At 65.5% G+C, this 23,537-nt stretch carries 23 protein-coding genes; 12 read left to right on the top strand and 11 right to left on the bottom strand.

The features are described 5' to 3' along the window. Nucleotides 1-29: 29 nt before the first annotated feature. From DFR31_RS10810 to rpoZ, 3 genes are read right to left on the bottom strand one after another with little or no spacing between them, the layout of a single operon-like run. Complete coding sequence (locus tag DFR31_RS10810) at nt 30-413, bottom strand: RidA family protein (RefSeq protein ID WP_121442698.1); 384 nt, start codon at nt 411-413, stop codon at nt 30-32. 25 nt (nt 414-438) lie between these two features. Next, nucleotides 439-2,631 carry a bifunctional GTP diphosphokinase/guanosine-3',5'-bis pyrophosphate 3'-pyrophosphohydrolase gene (gene spoT / locus DFR31_RS10805; protein ID WP_121442697.1) on the bottom strand — a complete coding sequence of 731 codons (2,193 nt, stop codon included), beginning with the start codon at nt 2,629-2,631 and terminating at the stop codon, nt 439-441. Nucleotides 2,632-2,644: 13 nt separating this feature from the next. Continuing rightward, complete coding sequence (gene rpoZ / locus DFR31_RS10800) at nt 2,645-2,974, bottom strand: DNA-directed RNA polymerase subunit omega (RefSeq protein WP_121442696.1); 330 nt, start codon at nt 2,972-2,974, stop codon at nt 2,645-2,647. Nucleotides 2,975-3,197: 223 nt separating this feature from the next. Here rpoZ and DFR31_RS10795 point away from each other — a divergent pair, with 223 nt between their 5' ends. Continuing rightward, the gene (locus tag DFR31_RS10795; protein ID WP_170153667.1) at nt 3,198-3,890 is read left to right on the top strand and encodes a TVP38/TMEM64 family protein; all 693 of its coding nucleotides are present in this window, start codon (nt 3,198-3,200) and stop codon (nt 3,888-3,890) included. 31 nt (nt 3,891-3,921) lie between these two features. Here DFR31_RS10795 and gmk read toward each other — a convergent pair whose 3' ends face one another. Both gmk and DFR31_RS10785 read right to left on the bottom strand, forming a co-directional pair. Further along, nucleotides 3,922-4,533, bottom strand: a complete 612-nt coding sequence (gene gmk, locus DFR31_RS10790; protein ID WP_121442694.1) for a guanylate kinase — start codon at nt 4,531-4,533, stop codon at nt 3,922-3,924. Nucleotides 4,534-4,537: 4 nt separating this feature from the next. Next, the gene (locus DFR31_RS10785; protein WP_121442693.1) at nt 4,538-5,404 is read right to left on the bottom strand and encodes a YicC/YloC family endoribonuclease; all 867 of its coding nucleotides are present in this window, start codon (nt 5,402-5,404) and stop codon (nt 4,538-4,540) included. Between the two features lie 228 nt (nt 5,405-5,632). On the opposite strand from DFR31_RS10785, the gene DFR31_RS10780 reads away from it, so the two are divergent. The 7 genes from DFR31_RS10780 to DFR31_RS10750 all read left to right on the top strand — a co-directional run bounded on the left by DFR31_RS10780 (nt 5,633) and on the right by DFR31_RS10750 (nt 12,925). Further along, nucleotides 5,633-7,270, top strand: a complete 1,638-nt coding sequence (locus DFR31_RS10780) for a methyl-accepting chemotaxis protein (RefSeq protein ID WP_121442692.1) — start codon at nt 5,633-5,635, stop codon at nt 7,268-7,270. An 83-nt stretch (nt 7,271-7,353) separates the two neighbouring features. Then, on the top strand, nt 7,354-8,070 hold the full coding sequence (gene rph, locus DFR31_RS10775; protein WP_121442691.1) for a ribonuclease PH: 717 nt from the start codon (nt 7,354-7,356) through the stop codon (nt 8,068-8,070). A 50-nt stretch (nt 8,071-8,120) separates the two neighbouring features. Further along, on the top strand, nt 8,121-8,732 hold the full coding sequence (rdgB, locus tag DFR31_RS10770) for an RdgB/HAM1 family non-canonical purine NTP pyrophosphatase (RefSeq protein WP_121442787.1): 612 nt from the start codon (nt 8,121-8,123) through the stop codon (nt 8,730-8,732). A gap of 7 nt (nt 8,733-8,739) precedes the next feature. Then, nucleotides 8,740-9,966 carry a radical SAM family heme chaperone HemW gene (hemW, locus tag DFR31_RS10765; protein ID WP_121442690.1) on the top strand — a complete coding sequence of 409 codons (1,227 nt, stop codon included), beginning with the start codon at nt 8,740-8,742 and terminating at the stop codon, nt 9,964-9,966. 45 nt (nt 9,967-10,011) lie between these two features. Beyond that, a complete protein-coding gene (locus tag DFR31_RS10760) occupies nt 10,012-10,209 on the top strand; it encodes a CPXCG motif-containing cysteine-rich protein (RefSeq protein WP_121442689.1) in 198 nt (65 codons plus the stop codon). Next, nucleotides 10,202-10,450: a transcriptional antiterminator, Rof gene (locus DFR31_RS10755; RefSeq protein ID WP_425452557.1), complete on the top strand. Its 249-nt coding sequence runs from the start codon at nt 10,202-10,204 to the stop codon at nt 10,448-10,450. The genes DFR31_RS10760 and DFR31_RS10755 overlap by 8 nt, the downstream gene beginning before the upstream one ends. A 69-nt stretch (nt 10,451-10,519) precedes the next feature. Then, nucleotides 10,520-12,925 carry an EAL domain-containing protein gene (locus DFR31_RS10750; RefSeq protein ID WP_121442687.1) on the top strand — a complete coding sequence of 802 codons (2,406 nt, stop codon included), beginning with the start codon at nt 10,520-10,522 and terminating at the stop codon, nt 12,923-12,925. 169 nt (nt 12,926-13,094) lie between these two features. Here the strand turns inward: DFR31_RS10750 and DFR31_RS10745 are convergent, their stop codons facing one another. The 4 genes from DFR31_RS10745 to DFR31_RS10730 form a co-directional block, all read right to left on the bottom strand. Next, entirely contained in the window at nt 13,095-14,408 is a 1,314-nt protein-coding gene (locus DFR31_RS10745) for a M20 family metallopeptidase (protein WP_121442686.1), read from the bottom strand. Nucleotides 14,409-14,424: 16 nt separating this feature from the next. Continuing rightward, nucleotides 14,425-15,651, bottom strand: a complete 1,227-nt coding sequence (locus DFR31_RS10740) for an amidase (protein WP_170153666.1) — start codon at nt 15,649-15,651, stop codon at nt 14,425-14,427. Between the two features lie 248 nt (nt 15,652-15,899). After that, nucleotides 15,900-17,165, bottom strand: a complete 1,266-nt coding sequence (locus tag DFR31_RS10735; protein ID WP_121442684.1) for an aromatic ring-hydroxylating dioxygenase subunit alpha — start codon at nt 17,163-17,165, stop codon at nt 15,900-15,902. A gap of 121 nt (nt 17,166-17,286) precedes the next feature. Beyond that, nucleotides 17,287-17,883 (bottom strand): putative antibiotic biosynthesis monooxygenase, encoded by a 597-nt coding sequence (locus DFR31_RS10730; RefSeq protein ID WP_121442683.1) that lies wholly within the window; start codon nt 17,881-17,883, stop codon nt 17,287-17,289. Between the two features lie 162 nt (nt 17,884-18,045). On the opposite strand from DFR31_RS10730, the gene DFR31_RS10725 reads away from it, so the two are divergent. Further along, complete coding sequence (locus tag DFR31_RS10725) at nt 18,046-18,882, top strand: alpha/beta fold hydrolase (RefSeq protein ID WP_121442682.1); 837 nt, start codon at nt 18,046-18,048, stop codon at nt 18,880-18,882. 27 nt (nt 18,883-18,909) lie between these two features. Beyond that, nucleotides 18,910-19,542 (top strand): NifU family protein, encoded by a 633-nt coding sequence (locus DFR31_RS10720; protein WP_121442681.1) that lies wholly within the window; start codon nt 18,910-18,912, stop codon nt 19,540-19,542. Nucleotides 19,543-19,622: 80 nt separating this feature from the next. Here the strand turns inward: DFR31_RS10720 and DFR31_RS10715 are convergent, their stop codons facing one another. Both DFR31_RS10715 and DFR31_RS10710 read right to left on the bottom strand, forming a co-directional pair. Continuing rightward, entirely contained in the window at nt 19,623-20,498 is an 876-nt protein-coding gene (locus DFR31_RS10715) for a VOC family protein (RefSeq protein WP_121442680.1), read from the bottom strand. A 51-nt stretch (nt 20,499-20,549) separates the two neighbouring features. Next, a complete protein-coding gene (locus DFR31_RS10710) occupies nt 20,550-21,608 on the bottom strand; it encodes a ring-hydroxylating dioxygenase ferredoxin reductase family protein (protein WP_170153665.1) in 1,059 nt (352 codons plus the stop codon). Between the two features lie 209 nt (nt 21,609-21,817). Here DFR31_RS10710 and dmpE point away from each other — a divergent pair, with 209 nt between their 5' ends. Continuing rightward, nucleotides 21,818-22,600 (top strand): 2-oxopent-4-enoate hydratase, encoded by a 783-nt coding sequence (dmpE, locus tag DFR31_RS10705; protein WP_121442678.1) that lies wholly within the window; start codon nt 21,818-21,820, stop codon nt 22,598-22,600. Between the two features lie 32 nt (nt 22,601-22,632). Continuing rightward, entirely contained in the window at nt 22,633-23,535 is a 903-nt protein-coding gene (locus DFR31_RS10700; protein ID WP_121442677.1) for an acetaldehyde dehydrogenase (acetylating), read from the top strand. Nucleotides 23,536-23,537: the final 2 nt, after the last annotated feature.

Below are 23,537 nucleotides of genomic sequence, written 5' to 3'. Positions count from 1 at the left end.
GCAAGGGGGCTTTGGTCAAAACCGCCGCGTCAGGGCAGGACCAGGATGGCGTCCATCTCCACCCGGGCGCCCTTGGGCAGTTCTGCCACCCCGATGGCCGCCCGCGCCGGATAGGGCTCGGCGAAGTACGCCTGCATGATCTCGTTGACCAGGCCGAAATGGCTCAGGTCGGTGAGGAAGATGTTCAGCTTCACCACGTCGGCCAGTCGGCCGTCCGCCGCCTCGGCCACCGCCTGCAGGTTGTTGAAGACCTGGCGGATCTGCGCCTCCATGTCGCCCTCCACCAGGGCCATGGTCTCGGGCACCAGGGGGATCTGGCCGGACAGGTAGACGGTGCGGCCGGCCTGGATGGCCTGGGAGTAGGGGCCGATGGCGGCCGGGGCCTTGTCGGTCTGGATGGTCTTGCGTTCCATGACGGGTCCTTGTTGTGTTGAGCGGTCAGTTGCCCTTGCGCCGGGTGATGCGCTGGACCGGGCGGGTCACGCGCAGCCGGCGCATGATGTTCGCCAGGTGGCGGCGATCGCGCACGCTGAGGGTGAAGCGCACGGTGGAGATCATGGCATCCCGTTCGTCGATGACCACGTTGTCGATGTTGCCCTCGGCCTCGGCGATGGTAGTGGCCAGGGTGGCCAGTACCCCCCGCTCGTTGACCACGTCCACCGCGATCACGGTGGAGAAGCTCCCCTCCACCTCCGGCTCCCACTGCACGTCGATCCACTTGTCCGCCTGCTTGCGCGAGGCGGCCACGTTGCGGCAGTCGCGGTGGTGCACCACCACGCCGCGCCCGGCGCTGGCGAAACCGAGGATGGGATCCCCCGGGATCGGCCGGCAGCACTTGGCGAAGCTCACCACCGTGCCCTCGGTACCGCGGATACTGAGTTGCTGGCGATCAGCCTGGTGCGGCAACGGGACCGGCTCGCCCTCGACCGGGGTCTCCTGACCGATCCCGGCCAGCTTTTGCGCCACCACCCAGGGCACCCGCCGCCCCAGGCCGACGGCACGCAGCAGGGTCGGCAGGTCCTTCTCGCCCAGTTCGATGGCGCGCTCGCGCACCTCGTCGGCGGGCAGGTCCTCCAGGCTCAGCGACAGGCTGGTCAGGGCCCGGTCGAGCATGCGCCGCCCGAGGTCTTCGGCCTCGTGCTGCTTGAGCTTCTTCAACGAGTGGCGGATGGCGGCGCGGGCCTTGGCGGTCACCACGAAATCGAGCCAGACCGGGTTGGGCCGACCCACCGGGGCGGTGATAATCTCCACCATCTGCCCGGTCTGCAGCGGGGTGCGCAGCGGGGTAAGCCGGTGGTCCACCTTGGCGGCGATGCAGGCGTTACCGACATCCGAGTGCACGGCGTAGGCGAAGTCCACCGCCGTGGCGCCGCTGGGCAGCTCCATGATCTCGCCCTTGGGGGTAAAGACGTAGATCTCGTCCGGTAGCAGGTCGATCTTGACGTTTTCGATGAACTCCAGCGAATTGCCGGCCGTCTCTTGGATCTCGAGCAGCCCCTTGACCCACTCCCGCGCCCGCACCTGGGCGGTGTTGCCCCCGTTGCCGTCGGACTTGTACAGCCAGTGGGCGGCGATACCCGATTCGGCCACCTGGTCCATCTCCCAGGTGCGCACCTGCACCTCCAGCCGGATGCGGTGGGGCCCGAGCAAGGTGGTGTGCAGCGACTGGTAGCCGTTGGCCTTGGGGATGGCGATGTAGTCCTTCACCCGGCCTGGGCGGGGTTTGTAGATCCCGTGCAACACCCCAAGCATGCGGTAGCAGGCGTCCACGGAGTCCACCAGCACCCGGAAGCCGTACACGTCAAAGACGTCGCGGAAGTTCAGCCCCTTGGTCTGCATCTTTTGGTAGATGCTCCACAGGTGCTTTTCGCGACCGGTGACCTGGCCCTGGATGGTGGCCTCACCCATGCGCGCCTCGATGACCTGACAGACCTTGTCGATGATCTCGCCGCGGTGGCCGCGCTGGCGGCGTAGCTTCTCCTTGAGCACGCGGTAGCGCAACGGGTACAGGGCGGCGAAGCCCAGGTCTTCCAGCTCGACGCGGACGGTGTTAATGCCCAGCCGCTGGGCGATGGGGGCGTAGATCTCGAGGGTCTCGCGGGCGATGCGCCGGCGCTTGTGGGGCGCCATGACCCAGATGGTGCGCATGTTGTGCAGCCGGTCGGCCAGCTTGATCAGGATGACCCGGATGTCCCGGGCCATGGCCAGCACCATCTTGCGGAAGTTCTCCGCCTGGGCCTCGGCCTTGGACTTGAAGTCGATCTGGGTGAGCTTGGAGACCCCGTCCACCAGCTCGGCCACGTCCTCGCCGAACTGGTTACGGAGCTGCTCCTTGGCGGTGGGGGTGTCCTCGATGACGTCGTGCAGGATGGCGGCGACGATGCTGTCGCCATCCATGCGCATCTCGGCCATGATGCGCGCCACCGCCAGGGGGTGGGTAATGTAGGGCTCGCCGGACAGACGGCGCTGGCCGGCGTGGGCCTCGGCGCCGAAACGATAGGCCTCGTAGACCTGCTGAACCTGCTTGGGTTCCAGGTAGGTCTCGAGCAGGGAGCACAGTTCGCTGGCCCGACGGGCCGGCTCGCGGCTCAGGCGCTGCTCACGCGGGGACAAGGCCTCGGCACGACCCATACATGCGTCGCCCTCAGCTGTCCTGGCCCGGGGTCTGCTCCCCGTCGCCCTGACCGGCCTCGGGCTGGGCCTTCGGCTGCACCTTGGCCTCTTCCTCTTCCATCAGCGCACTGGCTTCGGCCTCGAAGTCCATCACCGCCTCGGGCTGTTCCTCGAGGATCTCGCGGCCGACGTGACCATCGGCGATCTCGCGCAGGGCGACCACGGTGGGCTTGTCGTTGTCCCACTCCACGTGGGCCTCGGCGCCATTGGCCAGCTGCCGGGCGCGCTTGGAGCCGACCAGCACGAGCTGGAAGCGGTTGTCCATGTTGGTGAGGCAGTCCTCAACGGTAACTCGGGCCATCGGCCAACCTCCGGGTACTGATTAATAAGAATGCTTGTACGGACTTCTGATTCTATAGTCTTGCGCACAGGACATAAAGGACGTTGCACCGCAGCGTGACAAAACGTTCAACATCGGGCCCCACTTTGGTGCCCGATGGGGCTCAGATACACCTGCCGGGCCTTCGTGGTCGCAAGGGCACCGGCGTACACTTGACCGTCAAACGCGCACCACGGGAGGGCCTGTGACACGCCGCAGACGCGCCCTGCTCCTCGTCGCCGGGCTGCTGGGACTGATCCTGCTCGCGTTGCTCTGGGCCCTGCTTTCACCCGGCGCGGGCTGGCAACCGGAGCGGCTGGAGGCCCTCGGCCGCCGTTTCGCCGACGCGGCCTGGTTCCCCTGGGCGGTGTTTGCGCTGGTGTTGCTGACCCAGCAACTGGCCGTTCCCCATCTGCTGCTGATCGCCCTGGCGGTCTTGCTGCTGGGGTTCTGGCAGGGGTTCCTCGTGGCCTACGCCGCCACGGTCGCCGGGGCGTCCGTCGGCTACGTGGTCGGGCGGCTCTTCGGCCAGGATCTGCTGGAACGGTACTCGGGGCCGCGGCTGGAGCGCCTGAACCGGGCCCTCGCCCGGCGCGGGGTGGCCGGGGCGGCGGTGGCAAACCTCTTCCCGGTGCTGCCCCACACCCTGATCAACCTGGCCGCGGGCACCACTCGCGTGGCCTTCCGCCACTTCATGCTGGGCACGGCCATCGGCCTGTTCCCATCCACGCTCGTGATCGCCCTGATCACCCAGGTGCTGCTCCATTTTGCCCGCATGCCCACTGCCACCGAGGCCTTCGTCGCCCTGTTGGCGACCGGCGTGGTGGCCCTGGCGCTCTGGCTGGTGGGCCGAAGGGTCTGGCAGCGGATGATTGAGGCCGATCAGGACGATCCGTAACCCGGCTGGCGGGTCACCGGCGCTGACGGCATCAGGACAGCAGGTTGTCCAGCGTGCCCTGCAGCAGGGGTTGCTGACGCGCCAGACGAAAGCGCTGGGCGGTGAAGATGGCCTGCAGGTCGGCCAACGTGCGGTCGAAGTCGTCGTTGACCAGCAGGTAGTCGTACTCGTCGTAGTGGGACATCTCGCTGACCGCCTCGGCCATGCGCCCGTCGATGACGGCCTCGTCGTCCTGGCCGCGCTGGGTCAACCGGCGGCGCAACTCCTCGCGCGACGGGGGCAGGATGAATACGGAGACGCAACCCGGCATCAGCGCCCGGACCTGGCGCGCGCCCTGCCAGTCAATCTCCAGGATCACGTCCTGCCCCTGGTCCAGCAGCGCCTGCACGGCGCTGCGCGAGGTGCCGTAGTAGTTCCCGAAGACCTCCGCGTGCTCCAGGAAGTCGCCCTGGGCAACCTGGCCCTGGAACTGCGCCTTCTCAACGAAGTGGTAATTGACGCCGTCCTGCTCCCCCGGGCGGGGCGCACGGGTGGTGTGGGAGACCGACAGACTGACGGCCGGGTCCTGTTCGACCAGGGCGTTGACCAGGCTGGTCTTGCCGGCGCCGGAGGGGGCGGAGACTACGTAGAGGGTTCCTGGCATGGGCTTACTCGATGTTTTGTACCTGTTCGCGCATCTGCTCGATGAGCACTTTCATCTCAACGGCGGCGCGGGTGGTCTCGGTGTCGTTGGACTTTGAGGACAGGGTGTTGGCCTCTCGGTTGAACTCCTGCATCAGGAAGTCGAGGCGACGGCCAATGGGCTCGCTCCGCTGCAGCGCGTCCGCCAGTTCGGCGCAGTGGGCCTGGAGCCGTTCCAGCTCCTCGTCCACGTCCAGCTTCTGGGCGATGATCGCCAGCTCCTGCTCCAGGCGGCCTTCGTCCGCCTCCACGTCCAGGCTCTCCAGGCGGGCCAGAAACTTCTCCCGCACCTTGTCGTTCACCGCCTGGCGGCGGGCGCGGACCTGGTCCACCAGCTCGGTCACGCCGGCCGCCCGGTCACGCAACACCTGGGCCAGTCGCTCGCCCTCGCGCTCCCGCGCCGCCTCAAAGCCGTCCAGGCAGCGGTCCAGCAGCGCCAGGGCGGCCTCGGCCACGGGCTCCAGGTCGGGGTCGCTCTCCTGCACCACGCCGGGCACCTTGAGCAAGTCCAGCCCGGTACCGGCCGGGTCGGCCCCCACTCGCTGCCCCAAGGCGCGGGCCGCCTCGATCACCTGCTCGGCGTACCCCTCGTCGATGGTCAGCCGCCCGGCGTAACCGGCTGCCGGCTTGAAGCGCAGGGTGCATTCCACCTTGCCCCGGCCCAGACGGGCCCCGATGCGTTCGCGCACGGCCGGCTCCAGGTGGCGCAGTTCTTCGGGCAGGCGCGGTTGCACGTCCAGGTAGCGGTGGTTGACCGAGCGCAGCTCCCAACTGATGCGGCCCCACTCGGCCTGGTGCTGCTGGCGGTCGAAGGCGGTCATGCTACGGGTCATGGCGGGCACCCTGTCCGGTTTGGAAAGCGGGCATTCTAACAGGACCAAACCGGCCCCACCCACTTCGCCCCCGTCCGAGGCCCGATCAGGCGGAAAAACCGCTTCGGGCCATCTCCGCGCCAGAGCGGGCCCTGCCCGGTGGCTTGCAAAATAACCCGATACGCCTAAAGTTGCACTGCAACAAAGTCACATTTTTACTGAACGCCCCACCTGACAGAGGGAACTGCCATGGTCACCTTCCTCCGCAACACCGGCATCCGGCTCCGCATCTGGCTCCTCCTCGCGCTCGCCATCCTCGTGCTGGCCGCAAATATCCTCTACTCCAACGTGCACCTGTACGGGAGCCTGCAGCACGAGAAACTGGCCCAAGTGGACAGCGTGGTGGATACCGCCATGCATGTCCTCGAGCACTACCACGAACGCGAGCAGGCCGGCGCCCTGAGTCGCGATGAGGCGCAGGAGCTGGCCCAGGACGCCCTGCGGCGCATCCGCTATCTGGAGAACGACTACCTCTGGATCAACGACTCTCACCCGCGGATGGTCATGCACCCGATCGACCCCGACCTGGAGGGGCAGACGCTTCGGACGTACGAGGACAGCGAGGGCAAGCGGTTCTTCGTGCCCTTTACCGAGCAGGTGGTCCAGCACGGCAGCGGCGAGATCCGCTACCAGTGGCCCCGTCCCGGGGAAACCGACCCGGAGGAAAAGCTCTCCGGCGGACAATACTTCGAGCCTTGGGACTGGGTGGTGGCCAGCGGCATCTATGTCGCGGACATCAACGACGAGGTGGCTGGCGAGGTCACCAGCCAGGTGGCCATCGGGATCGTCCTCTCCGGCCTGTTGCTGATGATTGGCGGCGTGGTTGCCCGCAGCATCACGCAACCGCTGGAACGGACGGCGCAGGTGATCGACGAGATCGCGGAACCACCAGTGGCGCTCAGCACCCGCCTGGAGGCGGAGGGGCGGGACGAACTCACCCGCATGGCCCGCAGCATGAACAACCTGATGGAAGTGCTGCAGCAGCCCGTCTCCCGGGTGCAGCAGGCCAGCACCCAGCTGCGCGATGCCGCCGAGGCCATGAGCGAGGATACCGATCAGCTCAAGGAGGGCGTGCACCACCAGCAGAACGAGACGGAACAGCTGGCCACCGCGATGAATGAGATGGTGGCCACGGTCCAGGAGGTGGCCCGCAACGCCTCGACCGCCGCCGATTCCGCCCGCCAGGCAGACCAGGAGACCGGCAACGGCCAAGAGGTGGTCTCGCGGACCCGCAATGCCATTGAGGCCATGGCCAATGAGCTGCAACACACCCGCGGGGCCGTCGAGCGACTGGCCGCGGACTCGGATAACATCGGCACCGTGCTGGACGTGATCAACGGCATCGCCGAGCAGACCAACCTGCTGGCGCTGAATGCCGCCATCGAGGCCGCGCGCGCCGGCGATCACGGCCGGGGCTTCGCGGTGGTAGCCGACGAGGTCCGCACCCTGGCCAGCCGGACGCAGGAGTCCACCCGTGAAATCCAGGAGATCATCGGGCGGCTCCAGGAGGGCACCGAGGCAGCCGTACAGGCCATGAAGACCAGCGCCGACCGTGCCCATAAAACGGTGGAAACCTCCGGCGAGACCGGCGAGGCGCTGGATGCCATCACCCAGGCGGTCGCTACCATCAACGAGATGAACGACCAGATCGCCAGTGCGGCCGAGGAGCAGGCCTCCACCGCCGAGGAGATCAACCGTAATGTCATCGATATCCGCGACGTAGGTGAACGCAGCGGCCAGTCGCTGAACCGGACGAACGAGGCGGCGGAAAGCCTGCGCCAGCTCGCCCGCAAACTGACCGAGTCGGTGGCCGACCTGCGCAGCTGACGACGGCGGGGGTTGGGCAGCCGGGCGCCTGTGTTAACCTTCGCGCCCAGTTCCCCCCCAGCCAACCAACCAGGGAGTCGTTCATGCGCCCCAGCGGTCGAAAGCCCGACGAGTTGCGCCCCGTGCGCCTGACCCGCCATTACACCTGCCATGCGGAGGGCTCGGTGCTGGTGGAGTTCGGCAACACCAAGGTGCTGTGCACGGCCAGCGTCGAGGAGCGCGTGCCGCCGTGGTTGCGCAACAAGGGCCGGGGCTGGGTGACCGCGGAATACGGTATGCTGCCCCGCGCCACCGGCTCACGGAATGACCGGGAGGCCGCCCGCGGCAAGCAGCAGGGCCGCACCATCGAGATCCAGCGCCTGATCGGCCGCGCCCTGCGCGCGGCGGTGGACCTGGAGGCCCTGGGCGAGCGCCGCGTCGTGCTGGACTGCGACGTGCTGCAGGCCGACGGCGGTACCCGCACGGCCGCGATCACCGGCAGTTACGTGGCCCTGGTGGACGCCTGCCGCCTGCTGGTCAAGCAGGGCCAGATCCGGCGCAGCCCCCTCATGGGCCAGATCGCAGCCATCTCGGTGGGTATCTATAACGGCACGCCGGTGCTCGACCTGGACTACGCCGAGGATTCCGAGGCGGAAACGGACATGAACGTGGTCATGAACGAGGCCCGGGGCTTCATCGAGGTGCAGGGCACCGCCGAGGGCCACGCCTTCCGCCGCGACGAGATGAACGCCATGATGGAACTGGCAGAGCACGGCGTGGCCCAACTGATCGAGATCCAGCAGGCGGCACTGGCGGACTGAGGCCGGCCGCGCCCCACCCGCGTAGTGGCTGACCAGAGAGGCCCATGACCATGAATCGCATCGTCCTCGCCAGCGGTAACCAGGGCAAGGTCCGGGAGCTCCAGGGCCTGCTCGCGGAGACCGGCATTCAGATCATCCCGCAGTCGGAGTTCTGCGTGCCGGACGCCGATGAGACCGGGCTGAGCTTCATCGAGAACGCCATCCTGAAGGCGCGCCACGCCTGCCGGCACACCGATCTGCCGGCCCTGGCCGATGATTCCGGCCTGGAGGTGGATTTCCTGGACGGCGAGCCCGGCATCTACTCCGCCCGATACGCGGGTGGCCACGGCAATGACGCCGCCAACAACACCCGCCTGCTCGGCGAGCTGGATGGCGTACCGGAGGCCGAACGCACCGCCCGGTTCCGCTGCGCCATCGCCCTGCTGCGCCACGCCGACGACCCCATGCCGCTGGTGGTAAGCGGCACCTGGGAGGGGCGCATCCTTACCGCCCCCCGCGGCGAGGGCGGCTTCGGCTATGACCCGCTGTTCTTCGACCCGGAACTGGACCAAAGCGCTGCCGAGCTGGACGGCGAAACCAAGAACCGCCACTCCCACCGGGGCCGGGCCCTGCGCGCCCTGCTGGCGGCGATGACCTCGGAGCCGGCCCTGCAGCGCGCCTGACCCAACCGTGACCCAGGCCGCCCTCAGCCCGCCGCCCCCGCTGGGCGTCTACCTGCACCTGCCCTGGTGCGTGCAGAAGTGTCCCTACTGTGATTTCAACAGCCACGCCCCGCCGCGGACACCGCGCACCGGCGAGGCGGTACTCCACCACCGCCCTGCCGGGACCGCCGAGCCTGCAGGTGAGATCCCCTGGCAGCGCTACACGGAAGCGGTGCTCGCCGACCTGGCCGCCAGCGCCCCGGCGCTGCAGGGCCGCCGGGTGGCCACCGTGTTCATCGGCGGCGGCACGCCCAGCCTGTTCCCACCCGACGCCATCCACCGGATGCTCAGCACCCTGGACCGCGAGATCGGCCTGGCCGACGACGCCGAGATCACCCTGGAGGCCAATCCGGGCACCGTGGAGCAGGCCCGCTTCCACGGTTACCGGGCGGCCGGGGTCAACCGGCTGTCCATCGGCGTGCAGAGCTTCGATAGCAACGCCTTGCGGCGGCTCGGCCGCATCCACGGCCCGGACGAGGCACGCCAGGCCGTGCAGGCTGCGCGCCGGGCCGGGTTTGAGCGGGTCAACCTGGACCTGATGTACGCCCTGCCCGATCAGACCACCGCGCAGGCACTGGCCGACGTGGAGGCCGCCCTGGCGCTGGAGCCGGAGCACCTCTCCCACTACCAGCTCACCCTGGAGCCCGGCACCCCGTTCCACACCCGCCCGCCGGCCGGGCTGCCGGACGAGCCCCGTCTCCTGGCGCTGGAAGGGGCGTGCCGCGACCGACTGGCGGCGGCCGGCTTCCACCGCTACGAGGTCTCCGCCTGGGCCCGTCCGGGCGAGGCCTGCCGCCACAACCTAAATTACTGGCGCTTCGGGGACTACCTGGGGCTGGGCGCCGGCGCCCACGGAAAGATCAGCAACCCGGTGGCGGGAGACATCCAGCGCGAGGCGCGCGTGCGCATGCCCGGCGCTTACATGGCCGGTGCCGGGACCGACGCCGCCATCGCCGAGACCCGCACGCTGCAAAATCCCGACATCGTGCTTGAATTCATGATGAATGCCCTGCGTCTGGCCGACGGGTTCTCCCGCACCGAGTGGCACCGCCACACCGGGCGGCCCGCTGCCCTGTGGCAGGCCACCGTGGCCGAGGCGGTGGCCGACGGCCTGCTGGCCGATGATGGTGAGCGGGTACGACCCACGGCACGCGGTTGGCAATTGCTGGACGCATTGCTGCAACGGTTTCTATAGGCCGCGGCCCGGTTCGGGCGCCCGGCCCCTGCGTGAGGAGGCGCCATGCACGCTGAGACCCAGGAACGCAGCATTCAGTGCCCCTACTGCGGCAAGCACTACACCGCGGTACTGGACCCATCCGGCGGCGATCAGGTCTATATTGAGGATTGCGAGATCTGCTGCCGTCCGATCGAGTTTCATCTCCACCTGGATGATGACGGCGAGTTCGCCGGCCTGGAATTGAGGCGAGACGATGACTGACATGGTGGACGAGGATTACCGCCCGATTTCCTGCGAGCGCTACGCGGAACTGGAACTGTATATCATGCGCTGCCGCCACCTGCGGGTCGCTTGGCGGGACCAGATGGGCGCGCACATCGAGAGCCTGTTACCAGAAGACCTGCGCACCCGCGGCGGCGCGGAGTATCTGCTGGCGCGTACCCGACAGGGCGAGCAGCGCACTATCCGGCTGGACCAGTTGCGCCACTTCACACCCCTTTGAGACCGCTAAAACGCTCAGCGACAATCGGCGGCATTCACATCACCCCGGAATCGTTATAGGCTCCCGCGGATGAGAGCCTTGCTGATCCTCACAGGGGTGGTCCTGCTTGCCCTGCCCGCGCTTTTCCCCGCTGCTTCGTCCGAAGAGTCGCAGGAGTACCGCCTTGGTGCCCTGGGCTTCCGCGACGCGGAGGCCACCCTGGACCGCTGGCAGCCCACGGCCGACTACCTCAGCGAGGCCATCCCCGGCGCCCGCTTCACCGTCGTGCCCATGAATTACCCGGAGCTGGAGGCCGCGATCGCCGAAGAGACCGTGGACTTCGTGCTCACCAACACCGGGCACTACGTGCGCATGGAGGACGAGCACGGCATCACCCGGCTGGTGACCATGATCGCGGACCAGCAGGGCGAGGCGGTGCGGGTATTCGGCGGAGTCCTGTTCACCCGGGCCGATCGAGATGACCTGCAGTCACTCACCGACCTGGCCGGGCAACGGCTGATCGCCGTGGGCGAAGGTTCTCTCGGCGGCTGGCATGTGGGGCGTGAGGCCCTGCTGGACGCCGGCGTCGACCCGGTCAACGACCTGGCCAGCGTCGAGTTCACCGGCATGCCCCACGACCAGGTGGTGGAGGCGGTACTGGCCGGCGAGGGGGACGCCGGTACGGTGCGCACGGGCGTGCTGGAGAGCATGGCCGACGAGGGCCGGCTGGACCCGGCCGATATCCGGGTGCTCAACCCGCGCCAACTGGCCAACTTCCCGTTGCAACACTCCACCAACCTCTACCCGGAGTGGCCCTTCTCCCGACTGAACCACACCCCGGACGCCATCGCCGAGGCGGTGACCGTGGCCCTGCTGGAGATGCCCGCCGAGCACCCGGCTGCGCACCAGGGCGGCTACCAGGGGTGGTCGGCACCGCTCTCCTACGGCGAGGTCCATGATCTTTTCCGGCGGCTGGGAGAACCCCCTTACGAGCCGACGCCCGGTTTCGACCTGCGTGCCGCCTGGGAGAATCACCCCCAGGTCGTACTGGGCCTGATGCTGCTGGTCACCACGCTCATGACCGGCGCCATCGTCAAGTACCGCCGCCTGAACCGAGAGCTGGTCACCGAGGTGGACCAGCGCCGGGTGGTGGAGCAGCAATTGCGGCAACACCAGGCGCGACTGACCCACCTGGCCAATCACGACCCGCTCACCGACCTGCCCAACCGGTTGATGCTCACCACCCGCCTGGAGCAGGCCATCGCCCGGGCCACCGGCACCAATGAACGCGTTGCGGTCATGTTCCTGGACCTGGACCGCTTCAAGACCATCAACGACAGCCTGGGCCACACCGTCGGCGATGACCTGCTGCGGATCCTGGCAGAGCGGCTGAAGCGGCACGTGGACGCCAACACCATCGCGCGCCTCGGGGGGGATGAGTTCATCATCCTGCTGGACCGGGTCACCGACATGGCAGAGGTGGACCGGCACGCGGAGGAACTGCTACGCCTCGTGGCCGAGCCCTTCGCCGTGGGCGGTTGGCGCTCACTGCAGGTGGGCGGCAGCATTGGCATCAGCCTGTTCCCCGATGACGCGGAGGAGGCCTCCGAGCTCATCACCCAGGCCGATGCCGCCATGTACCTGGCCAAGGCCGAGGGCCGCAACACCTTCCGCTACTACACCCAGGCGCTCACCGAGGCCGCCAGCGAGCGCCTGGAGACCGAGACCCGCCTGCGCCGGGCACTGGAACTCGGCCACCTGGAGGTCTTCTACCAGCCGCAACTGGACGTGGCGACGGGCAGCATTATCGGCGTGGAAGCGTTGGTCCGCTGGCGCGACCCGGAGGAGGGGCTGATCTCGCCGGCCCGCTTCATCCCCGTTGCCGAGGAGACCGGGCTGATCAACCGGCTGGGTCAACAGGTGCTGGAGCGCGCCTGCCGGCAGGCGGTGGCATGGGAACAGGCAGGCCTGCCCGCGCTGGACATGGCGGTAAACCTGTCCGCCCACCAGATCATCGACCCGCAAATGACATCCCGGGTCCGCCGCGCTTTGCACGAGAGCGGCCTGTCGGCGGAACGGCTGGTCCTGGAGATCACGGAAAGCACCCTGATGACCCAGGCGGAGGATGTGCTCGGCACCCTGGAGGAACTGAAACAGCTGGGTGTGCAGGTGGCCATCGACGATTTCGGCACCGGGTATTCCTCACTGGCCTACCTGAAACGCTTCGCCATCGACTGGCTGAAGGTGGACCGCTGCTTCATCCAGGACCTGCCGGCGGACAAAAGCGACGCCGAACTAACCCAGACCATCATCAACCTGGCCCACAATCTGGGTATTCAGGTGCTGGCCGAGGGGGTGGAAACGCGGGAACAACTCGACTTCTTGGCCCGACTTGGCTGTGATAGTTGGCAGGGGTTCCTGTGCAGTCGGCCGCTGCCGCCGGAGGAGCTGGCGGAGCATTTGAATAATCGTGATGACGAAAAGCGGCGCGCGTAACACGTGAAAGGCCCCGCTTGGCCCCCGCACCAATTAGGGCTGCAGCATGCACGCCTGGCATCACCGACCATAATAAAAAAACGCCGGCGCAATTTGGCTGCGCCGGCGAACAGGAGGTCTCCCCTCCTCCCGACCAGGACGTATCCCGGTATACCGCTAGGGTCAGCGGCTAGAGTTCTAGCTCATTACGCTCCCGCGTCAGACTATCGATGATGCTGTAAATCAAAGCACGACACGGTTTCAGCATGCCTTGGATATTGCATACCCCCATGCCGCCCAACCCCTCCGCAAAGGCCTCCGGCACGGTTTCGTCTCCGATCCACGGATAGCCAATGCGCACTAGAGGAATGCCCAGCTTGTTGATCGCCGCGGCATCGGTCTGACCAGCCAACATTGGTGCGCCGGGGTACTGGTGCCCTTCCTGGGCTTCCCAGCCTCGGGTTGCTGAGCACACAACCCAATGATCTTCCGGAGTGCGCGACCCCGGTACCGAAGCGTACATCTCCCAGTCGGCCTCGATCTCTGGGTGACGGGCGAGGATTTCGCGCATGGCGGCATCAAACTCCGCCTGCACTTCCGCGGTGCTCTGATAGGGGTTCGACCGAAGGTCGAGATAGATCTCCGTGGTGGCACTGGGGAATGCCGGTTTTTCCGGCCAGCCAGAGCGTACTGCGGCAATCCAACCCTCGGGGGCAATCTGCCCGCGGGTGTTGCGCTCGGTGTATTGGGGCAACCACTCCTCGAGGGCCAGGATCAGCTGGGCTGCCGGCACGATGGAACTGCGGAAGCCCGGGGTTCCGCGCGGGATGCCGGAATAGCCCAGCGTGCCCCGAACGGAAACCTTGAACCAGCACATTCCCGGGTGCTCGTGGTAGATCTCCCACCAAGGCTTGAAGATGATACCGAAATCGGCGGTAACCCCCCGCATCAGCATCTGGCTGACGCCGGAACTCAGACCGAAGTGGTTCCGCTCGGGCACGATCTGCGGCATGCCGCCGCCGGCAAAGGCCAATACCGCCTCACCCTTAAGGGGCACGCCAGCCTCTCGCACAGCATGCACTGCCTCCATCAGCGTGGTTACCATGCATTTAGGGTTCGATGCCCCAAGCCCGATCACCAGATCGCCTTGGGTGTAGGCATCCGTCTGCATGTCATCCCGCAACTCTGGCCCCACCCAAGGGACATCCTGCGCCGCATCGGCCTCAAGGTGCGTATCCACCGGCGCATAAAGCAGCATTCGCGCCCCGTCGCCGGAACCACCCAACCGGCCGACGGCGTTACCACTCAGTTCACTGATGGCCTGGTACTCGGTATCCAGGCCCATACGTTCCATTTCCTCAACCAAGTAGCGGCTTGCCGCCGCCTCGGCCCCGGTGGGGCTGTGGATACGGGTGAGTTCCAGCGTCCGCTGCTTAAGACGGTCCTTATCGATCTGCGCGCAGGCCGCTTCGTACCAGCGCTGTTGTTGCTCCGAGAATGCCATCACAAAACCCTCTGCTTTAGTGGTGCTCGGGGCGCAGGGCGCGCAACCCCAACGCATCGCATAACCAGGTCGTAGCGGCCAGCAGGGCATCATCCCCTCCGCGGCGGCCCACCAGTTGCGCGGCCAGCGGCAGACCGTGCCCCCCCCTGCCCGTTGGCACCGATACGCAGGGTGTGCCGAGCAGTGTCCAGATACGGTTAAACAGGGGATCACCGGTGCTCTCCAGGCCCTTGGGCGCCTCGCCCGGGGTGGCCGGAGTCAAAATAAGGTCGTAGTCGGCAAACAGGCCGTCAATAATCCGCCCCCAACGCTCGCCCAGCTTCAGGGCCTCGGCATAGCGGTCATCACTGACTGATCGGCCGAAGGCCAGGAATTCACTCAGCACCTCACTGAACCCATCAGCGCAACGGGCAAAGTCTTCGGCGAGCGCCTCGCTGCCCTCGCGAGCCATAATCATTCGCTGCGCGTCCAGCAAGGCCTCCATGCCGACAGGCAGTTCCGGTTCTTCCACTTGTACGCCGGCCTCAGCGACGGCCCCTGCCAGAGCATCCAACGCATGTCGCATGTCGAAATCACCTTGGCCCCACATCGGGGTAGGCAGATACGCAATGCGCTTTGGACGTTGGGCCGGCAACCGCGGGGCATCAGTACTGCTCAGTACCTGGCGTGCCAGGGCCAGGTCCTCCGGGCCACGCGCGAACACGCCAATGGTGTCTAGAGACCGGGCGAACTCGTAGACCCCGTCACGGGGGATATCACCAAAGCTTGGCTTGTACCCCAGCACCCCATTGAAGGCAGCGGGTCGAATAACCGAACCCGCCGTTTGAGTCCCCAATGCCAGGGTGACCTGGCCATCAGCCACGGCCGCCGCCGAGCCACTGGAGGACCCCCCTGGCGTGTGTGTAGGGTCGTGTGGGTTGCGCGTTGCCCCCGGGGCGTAAAACGCAAATTCGGTGGTCACCGTCTTGCCCAAGATCACCGCCCCAGCCTTCTGCAGGCGATGGACGCACGCTGCGGAGCGCAGCGGCACGTAACCGCGGTACAGAGCGCTGCCGTACTCCGTAGCCATGTCAGCAGTATCTATGATGTCCTTAATGCCCACCGGCACACCATGTAGCGGCCCGGACACTTCGATGGCCGCATCCTGTTGGCGTGCCTGCTCGAGGGCCTTGTCCGCATTGACGCAGTTCCAGGCGCGAACCGTATCGCCCCGCCGGAGGATACGGTCTAGACAGGCTTCCACCAGCCCCTCTGCACTGAGTTCCCGACGTCGTATGGCTTGCGCGGCACTGGATGCAGGGATCCAATTGAACGCCCCCGCGCCATCGCGCCGCAGTGCCTGACCACCACTGGATTCCCCGAAGGCGGGGGCCTTTAGCTGACTGGATGCCATACAAGGCTGAAAGAGAGACCAGGACATAACGGATCACCTCGTCGCGGGGGCCAAGAATTCGGGGAGGGCCTGCGATAGGGCAAGCCCTCCGGCTCGGTTTATTCGAACGAGCCCTCAGAGGCCTCGGCGAACCGATAGCTCTGATCCTTGAGCACGCCCGGCACGCCCTTGGGCTTGCGGGCCAGGCCACGATTGTGGCGCGACGCGATTTTGCGCCACGTCACCACCGAGGCGTCCATATCGGCCAGCTGCTCCTCGTTCCAGCCAGTGCCATCCGCGTAGAAGTTCTGCATGGCATCACGGGCGAACAGGTCGCAGTCGTTGAAGCCGTGCAGGCACATGGGTTTGTAAAGGTTCTCGAAGCGGTATTCGAAGTCCTTTCGCTCCTGCTCGTCCTTGCAGTGCTTGACCAGGACCTCCCAGTACTCGTAGGTGTCGTCGGTGATCGGCACGTACCACTCGTACTGCACCACGTTATCCTCCGGCCAGTTCTCCACCATGAGCACACCGGGCAGATACATGGAGGTACGGAAGTAGCGGGGCACCGTGCCCTGCGCCTTCACGCCGAGTTTCTCGTTCTCCAGGATCGGCTCGTAGTGGTCGGTGTAATACCGGTTCAGGAACCCCTTGGGTCCGTTATCGTCTTCAATCAGGGCAATGGCCTGATCCGTCACTGGCTTCACGCCCAGCGGTAGGGCCCAGTCACGGGCGTGGACGATGGCATTGTCCTTGTGGATCAGCAGGTGGCCCGGATCGAAGCCGTTTTCCGCCGCCAAACGCCAGTTGGCGTAGCCCTTGCGGTGGATCCCCAGGGCCACGGAGTGCTCATCGAGCACACTGGGGGTATCAGGCCAATAGGGGTGCGGGAAGCGCTCGTTGTTCTCCGGGTAGCGCAGCGGCAAGTCGGCGGCGAGCGGCGGCACATCCTCGTCCCAGTCCTCGTCGCAGACGAAGACGAAGATCATCCCGCTGTGCTCCTCTACCGCAAAGGTCTGCACACCAGTGGTGCCGATAATCTCGTCATCCGGCGCTGCCACGATGGAGACCAGCTTCCCAGAGGCCAGGTCGAAGGTGAACCCGTGGTACCAGCAGGTAATGGTGTCATCAGTCAGGCACATGGGCTTGGCCGAGAGCTTCACGCCACGGTGTATGCACTGATCCTTCAGGGCATACACCTTGCCCTTGGAACGCCGCAGCACGATGGGCACCCCACAAATCTGAATGCCCTTGGTATCGCCCTCCTCCAGCTCATGGGTGAACAAGGCCGGGTACCAATGGTTGATGAAACCCCACTCGGCTTCCAGGTAGGGCTGATACATGCGCTTGGCCATCTTGTCGTTAATGACCTTGGGATCGGCAGCCATCTCTTTTCCTCCTAGGACGAATCGGGGCCCTCTCGGGGCCGTCTTGTGATATCCAGCGGTCGCCTGTCGCCGACCGTGCTTACTGTTTAGTACACATATGGATTGTTTGTCAATTGAATTTTTATCGATCTTCGATGAGTTTTGGCTCCAGCCAACCTGAAAAGGCCCGGGTCAACAGGGGCAGCAACAGATAGCTCATCAACGGCACCACAACCCCCGTCACCACCAACAGGCGGACCGGCAGCGAGAGCTCCATCAACCAGGTACCGGCAACAGAGAAGATCAGCCAGAGCAGTGGGAACAGCGCCAACCACACCAGCAGCGCCATTTTGTAACGGGGCGGTTCGTCCTTGGCGGCCGCCGTCGAAACCGTGCGGCCACAAGTCCTGGCCGTAGTGCTCACACGAGCTGGCGTACCATTGATCACCGAAGGCGACCACAACTGCCAACAGCCCCAGCGGATCGCGAGCGCCCCGGCCAGGTCATCCCAGCGGTCAAACAGAGCGGACCGGCGTAACCGCTCCAGGCTGTCCCGGCTGTTCAGTCGGAGCAGCAACCGGTAACGGCAACTCTCCTTGACCAGATCGCAGACTTGAGCCTCGCCACTGTGCTCAATCGCCTGCCGCCATTCGTTGAACGCCGACATGAACGTCGGCTCCTCACCACAGCGCACATGCCACTCGCTGGTCAGCCAGATGCCATCGCTGGTGTTGTACATATCTCCTCCCGATGCCTCGCATCAACGTTGCCCACAGACAAACCTTATCTTTGTTTTTGATTGACTATCAATAGACTGTCAAGTAATTTTATATCAACCGCGCACCAAAACACTTGCAACCCGCTGCGCGGCAATGCCATGCGAGGAACAAAGGAGAAGACAATGACCCAGAACCCCGAGATCGGTCTGTTCCATGAGGCCGGCGACATCAAGACCAACTACCACGATGTGGGCGAAGGCCATCCGGTGCTGCTGATGCACGGCTCCGGCGCGGGCGTCACTGCGTGGGCCAACTGGATGGGACTCATTCCTGAGCTCTCCCAGGAACGGCGCGTGGTGGCGCCAGACCTGGCCGGTTTCGGATACACGGAGGTTCCGGACGACATTGAATACCGGTTCATGGACACGTGGGTGGAGCAGATGATGCGGCTGCTGGATGACCTGGACATCGAGCAGACCGATCTGGTCGGAAACTCCTTCGGGGGCACGCTGGCCATTGCGCTGGCAGTGCATCACCCGGACCGGGTCCGGCGCATGGTCCTCATGGGCAGCGGCGGCCAGCCGTTCACTGTCAGTCCGGAGTTGGAGGCGCTGTGGGGCTATACGCCGTCGTTTGAGAACATGCGCCGCATTCTTGACATCATGGCCTTCGACCGCTCGCTGGTGACCGACGACATCGCCGATATCCGCTATCGGGCCACCATTCGCCCCGGTGTCCAGGAGCGCTTTGAACGTATCTTCCCGCCGCCGCGGCAGCGCTGGGCCGATGCCACCGCTTTCTCTGACGAGCAGCTCGCGGGCATCGACCACGAGACCTTGATCCTGCATGGCCGGGAGGACCGCGTGGTGCCGGTTTCTGTCTCGGAGCAGCTGTTCCGGAAGATCGACAGAGCGCAACTGCACATCTTCGGCCGTTGCGGTCACTGGACCCAAATCGAGCAAAAGCAGCGTTTCATCAGCCTGGTCCGCCAGTTCCTCAACGAGGCGGAAGACCGGTGAGAACGTCCTGACGGGGAGGAGTAACCCATGATGCCGAAGATCCACATCAGCCCTGATGCACAACAACATTTTCGGGAACTGCTTAACGAGCCCGCCCGTTCAGGCGAGTCGCTCCGCATCTATGTGCTCAACCCAGGGAGCCGGGAGGCCCACTGTGGTATCGGATACCGCGCTGCCGGGCCGCTGGCCGAGGACGAGGCCGTGCTCCCATTCGAAGGCTTTTTGCTGCATTATCGGCCCAGCCAGTCCTTCTACCTGGATGGCGTGCGGGTGGACTACAAGGATGCCCGACGCGGCGGGCGCCTCATCATGAAGGCCCCCAATGCAGCGCGTCTGCCCGAACCCGACGCCATGGACTCGCTGGAGGAACGCATCACCTACGTGCTGGAGACGGAGATCAACCCCGACCTGGCGGCGCACGACGGCAGCGTCACCGTGGAGAGGGTGGATGAGCAGGGTCGCGCGCTGGTCCGTTTCGCCGGTGGCTGTCAGGGTTGTGCCGTGGTGAATCAGACCCTGAGCGGCCTGGTGGAAAAGACACTTCTGGCGCATATACCGGAGCTTAGCGGCATCAAGGACGTCACCAACCACGCGGAGGGCACCAACCCCTTCCACACCATCCGACCCAACCCCCAGCGGCAATCGTCAGCGGCGGGCTAAGGCGCTGCGCACAACCCTCGACGGCAAAACGCCCCGCGTCGGTAAAACCGGGCGGGGCGTTTTGCTATCAGGGCCTGCCGTCAGTCCTGCGCCTTGCCGAGGTTGTGGCCCCAGAGTTTGGGCGCATTGTAGAACTGCACCTCCCACTCTTCCTCATCCTCGATGGTCCGCCCACCATAGCCGTACTCAATGGCAAAGCCCCCGGGGGTCATCATGTAGAAGGACGTCATGTGGTCATTGGTGTGCTTGCCGAGGGTCAGCGCCAGCGGAATACCCAGGCGCTGCACCTCGTCGTAGCCCCGACCCACGTCGTCGATGGATCGGGCCTGCAGCATGAGATGGTTGAGCTCACCGGCACCGGTGCCGAAGCAGGGGTTCATGATGGCCAGACTATGGTGGCGTGGGTTGCAGTGCAGGAAGGTGGCCTTAGCCTCGTCCCAATGGATGTAGTCGCTTACCTTGAAACCCAGCTTATCCTGATACCACTGCACGGTCGCTGCCGGATCAGCGCTGGCCATTAGGATGTGGCCCAGTCCCTGCTCACCCGTGTTGAAGCCGCTGGTAGCGCGGCTGGGCTTAAAGGGTTGGCCGTCCACCACACCCCCGAAGGCCAACTCGGTACGCACGCCGTCTGGCCCTTCGAAGTAGACCATCCGCATCACCGCACGCTCCGCGCACAGGCGTGCATCGGCCTCCTCGCAGGCCACGCCCTGCTCGCGCAGTCCGCGTAGCACCCGGTCGAACTCTGCTTGGGTATCGGCCTCCCAGCCCACGTAGGCCGTGCCGTTCTCACCAGTGGGGTAAAGGGAAATGCGGTGATGGCGGTCATCCACGCGCAGTTGCAGCGGCTCGCCCTCCTCACGCGGCCGGGCTTCGAGGCCCAACACATCAAAAAGGATGGCATTCCACTGTGCATCCAGTTTCTCTACGTTAATGCCCAGATAACTCAGTTGCATGGTTCTCTCTCCTGGCGTTGCCTTGGTTTATGACCCGGGACAGTGCCGGGCTTACTCGGCGCTCGGGGTGAATTGCTCTGCGAAGATGCGGTCCGCTGGCAGACCCAACTCGATCAGGCGCTCACGGGCGGCCTCAATCATGGGCGGCGGACCACAGAGGTAGGCGGTGGTGCCCGGGGTAGCCACATCCTCGGCCTGCAGGGCGTCTACCGGAGTACCAACACGACCGGTGTAGTCCTCTGGTGCGTGGTCCACCGAGGTGCGCACCTCCAGTTTGTTCATCCAGAAGCAGCGCAGCTCTAACTCATCGCCGTGAAATAGGTTGTCCGGGGTAGCACAGCCGAAACTCAGCATGGTTTTGGGGGCGCGGCTGCCCTGCACGCGCACCGTGTCCAACATGGACATCATCGGTGCCAGACCGGTGCCACCAGCCACCATCACCAACGGGCCCTCGGGGTCACGCAGGTAGAAGGCACCGTGCGGCCCCTCTACCTCCATGTGATCCCCAACGGCCGCCTGCCCCCGCAGGTAATCCGACATGGCGCCAGACTCCAGGATGCGGATAAGAAATTCCACGCGTGGTGCTTCGCTGGGGGCACTGGACATGGAATAGGAGCGCCACTCCTCCGTCCCCGGAATACGCAGGCGCGCGTACTGACCCGGCCAGAACTCGAAGGGCTGATCGTCCGGCAGTGTCAGCGCCAGCCGCACCACGTTGCTGCTTAACCACTCGAGTTCCGTGATCTCCGCCTCGGACTGCTCCGCGGTCTGCTCGCCCAACGTGCTGGGGTAGTCCAGCTCCAGCACGCTGTCGGCCTCGGCGAAGGCCTGGCACGTGAGCCGATAGCCCTCCTCGCGCTCGCTGGACAACAGCGCTGTCTGCTTTTTGCTGTTCATCCGCACGTCGCCGTCACAGACACGGGCTATGCAGGTGCCGCAACTACCACTCTCGCACTGGGATATCAGGGGCACGCCCTGAGACAGGGCGGCAGCCAGCACGGACTGGCCGTGGGCTACCTGCACCTGATGCTCCACTTCATCGGCAAAGCGCAAGGTCACCTGGTGACCCCCTTGCGCACCCTGAGTCACTGTCTCGGCATTTGCACTCATGGTCATCTCCTCCGGACTTGCAGACCCCGCTGCAGCCAGTCGCCAGGCCGGCCGAGGCGGTTGTCACGTGTGCAGCCAGGGGCAGGTGAATTGATTGGACGCTGCCCTGCTGGCCGGCTATCATGAAATTATGTATTGACCGTCAATTGAAGTTTTATATTTAATCTATGCGAAGTCAACCGCTATTCCTGAATCCAGGGGAGAGACAGATGGAGCCAGACAAGATCGACCACTACGGCGAGGAGCTACACCAGGCCCTGGTCAACAGCCAGCCAGTGGCGCCCATTACCGAACGCGAGCCGGACCTGACGCTGGACGACGCCTACCAAATTCAGCTGCGCATGGTGCAGCGGCAGCTGGATGCCGGGCAGCGAGTGGTAGGCAAAAAGATTGGCGTCACCAGCAAGGCAGTACAGAACATGTTGGACGTGTACCAGCCTGATTTTGGCCATCTGCTGGACGGCATGGTTTACGGGCAGTCCAGCGCGGTACCGGTTTCGGAGATGATCCGCCCCAAGGCTGAGGGCGAGATCGCCTTTCTGTTGGGGCGCGACCTGGAGGGCCCCGGCATCACCAACGCCGATGTCCTGAGAGCGACTGAACTGGTGATGCCCTGCTTCGAGATCGTTGACTCCCGGGTCCGGGACTGGCGTATCCGCATTCAGGACACGGTGGCCGACAACGCCTCCTGCGGTCTGCTGGTTCTGGGTGATGCCGGTGTTTCCCCGCGAGACTTGGACCTAAGCCTGTGCGGGCTGGTGCTGGAGCGCAACGGTGCCGTGGAACAAACCGGGGCCGGCGCGGCCGCAATGGGCTCGCCAGTGAACTGCGTGACTTGGTTGGCCAACACGCTGGGCCGCTTGGGCATCCCCCTGAAGGCCGGCGAAGTCATTCTGTCCGGCGCACTCACCGCCATGGTGGACGCCCATCCGGGCGACAACATGCGGGTTGCCATCGACGGGATCGGCTCTGTCTCCGTCCGTTTCGTCTGATCCCAGACCCCATGCAACGCGAGGTACCGCACATGAAGATCAAATGCGCCATTATTGGCTCCGGCAACATCGGCACCGACCTGATGGCCAAACTGCAGCGTAGTCCGGTGCTGGAACCGGCCTGGATGGTCGGCATCGACCCGGACTCCGACGGGCTGGCCCGCGCCCGGGCGGCTGGCCTGAAAACCACCCACGACGGCGTGGACGGGCTACTGCCGCACGTTGAGGAGGATGGGGTGCGTATCGCCTTCGACGCCACCTCCGCCTACGTGCATGCAGAGAACGACCGCAAGCTACAGGCGCAAGGGGTCATGATGATCGACTTGACCCCAGCCGCCATCGGCCCCTTCTGCGTCCCACCGGTCAACCTCAAGGACCGGATTGGCGATGGCGCCACCAACGTCAATATGGTGACCTGCGGCGGCCAGGCCACCGTGCCCATCGTGGCGGCGGTGAGCCGCGTGCAACCGGTGGACTACGCCGAGATCGTGGCGACCATCTCCTCCCGCTCCGCCGGGCCGGGCACCCGCAAGAACATCGACGAGTTCACCCGCACCACCTCGCGGGCCATCGAGCAGGTGGGCGGTGCCAAACAGGGCAAGGCGATCATCATCCTCAACCCTGCCGAACCCCCGCTGATCATGCGCGACACCGTGCACTGCCTGGTGCAGGGCGAGCCAGACCGCAAGGCCATAACCGAATCCATCGAACGGATGGTGGCCGAGGTGCAGCGCTACGTGCCCGGTTACCGGATCAAGAACGGCCCCACTTTTGATGGTCGCCGGGTCAGCACGTTCCTGGAGGTGGAAGGGCTGGGCGATTACCTGCCCCACTACTCCGGCAATCTGGACATCATGACCGCCGCAGCTGCCCGGGCTGCCGAGATCTTCGCCGAGAGCCTGCAATCGCAGTCTGATTCACCGGCCACTGCTTGAGG

The sequence above is a fragment of the Alkalispirillum mobile genome, from assembly GCF_003664325.1.
Classification (GTDB): domain Bacteria; phylum Pseudomonadota; class Gammaproteobacteria; order Nitrococcales; family Halorhodospiraceae; genus Alkalilimnicola; species Alkalilimnicola mobilis.
Note: the sequence above shows the minus strand (reverse complement) of the source record. Positions and strands in the feature narration are given on the sequence as shown.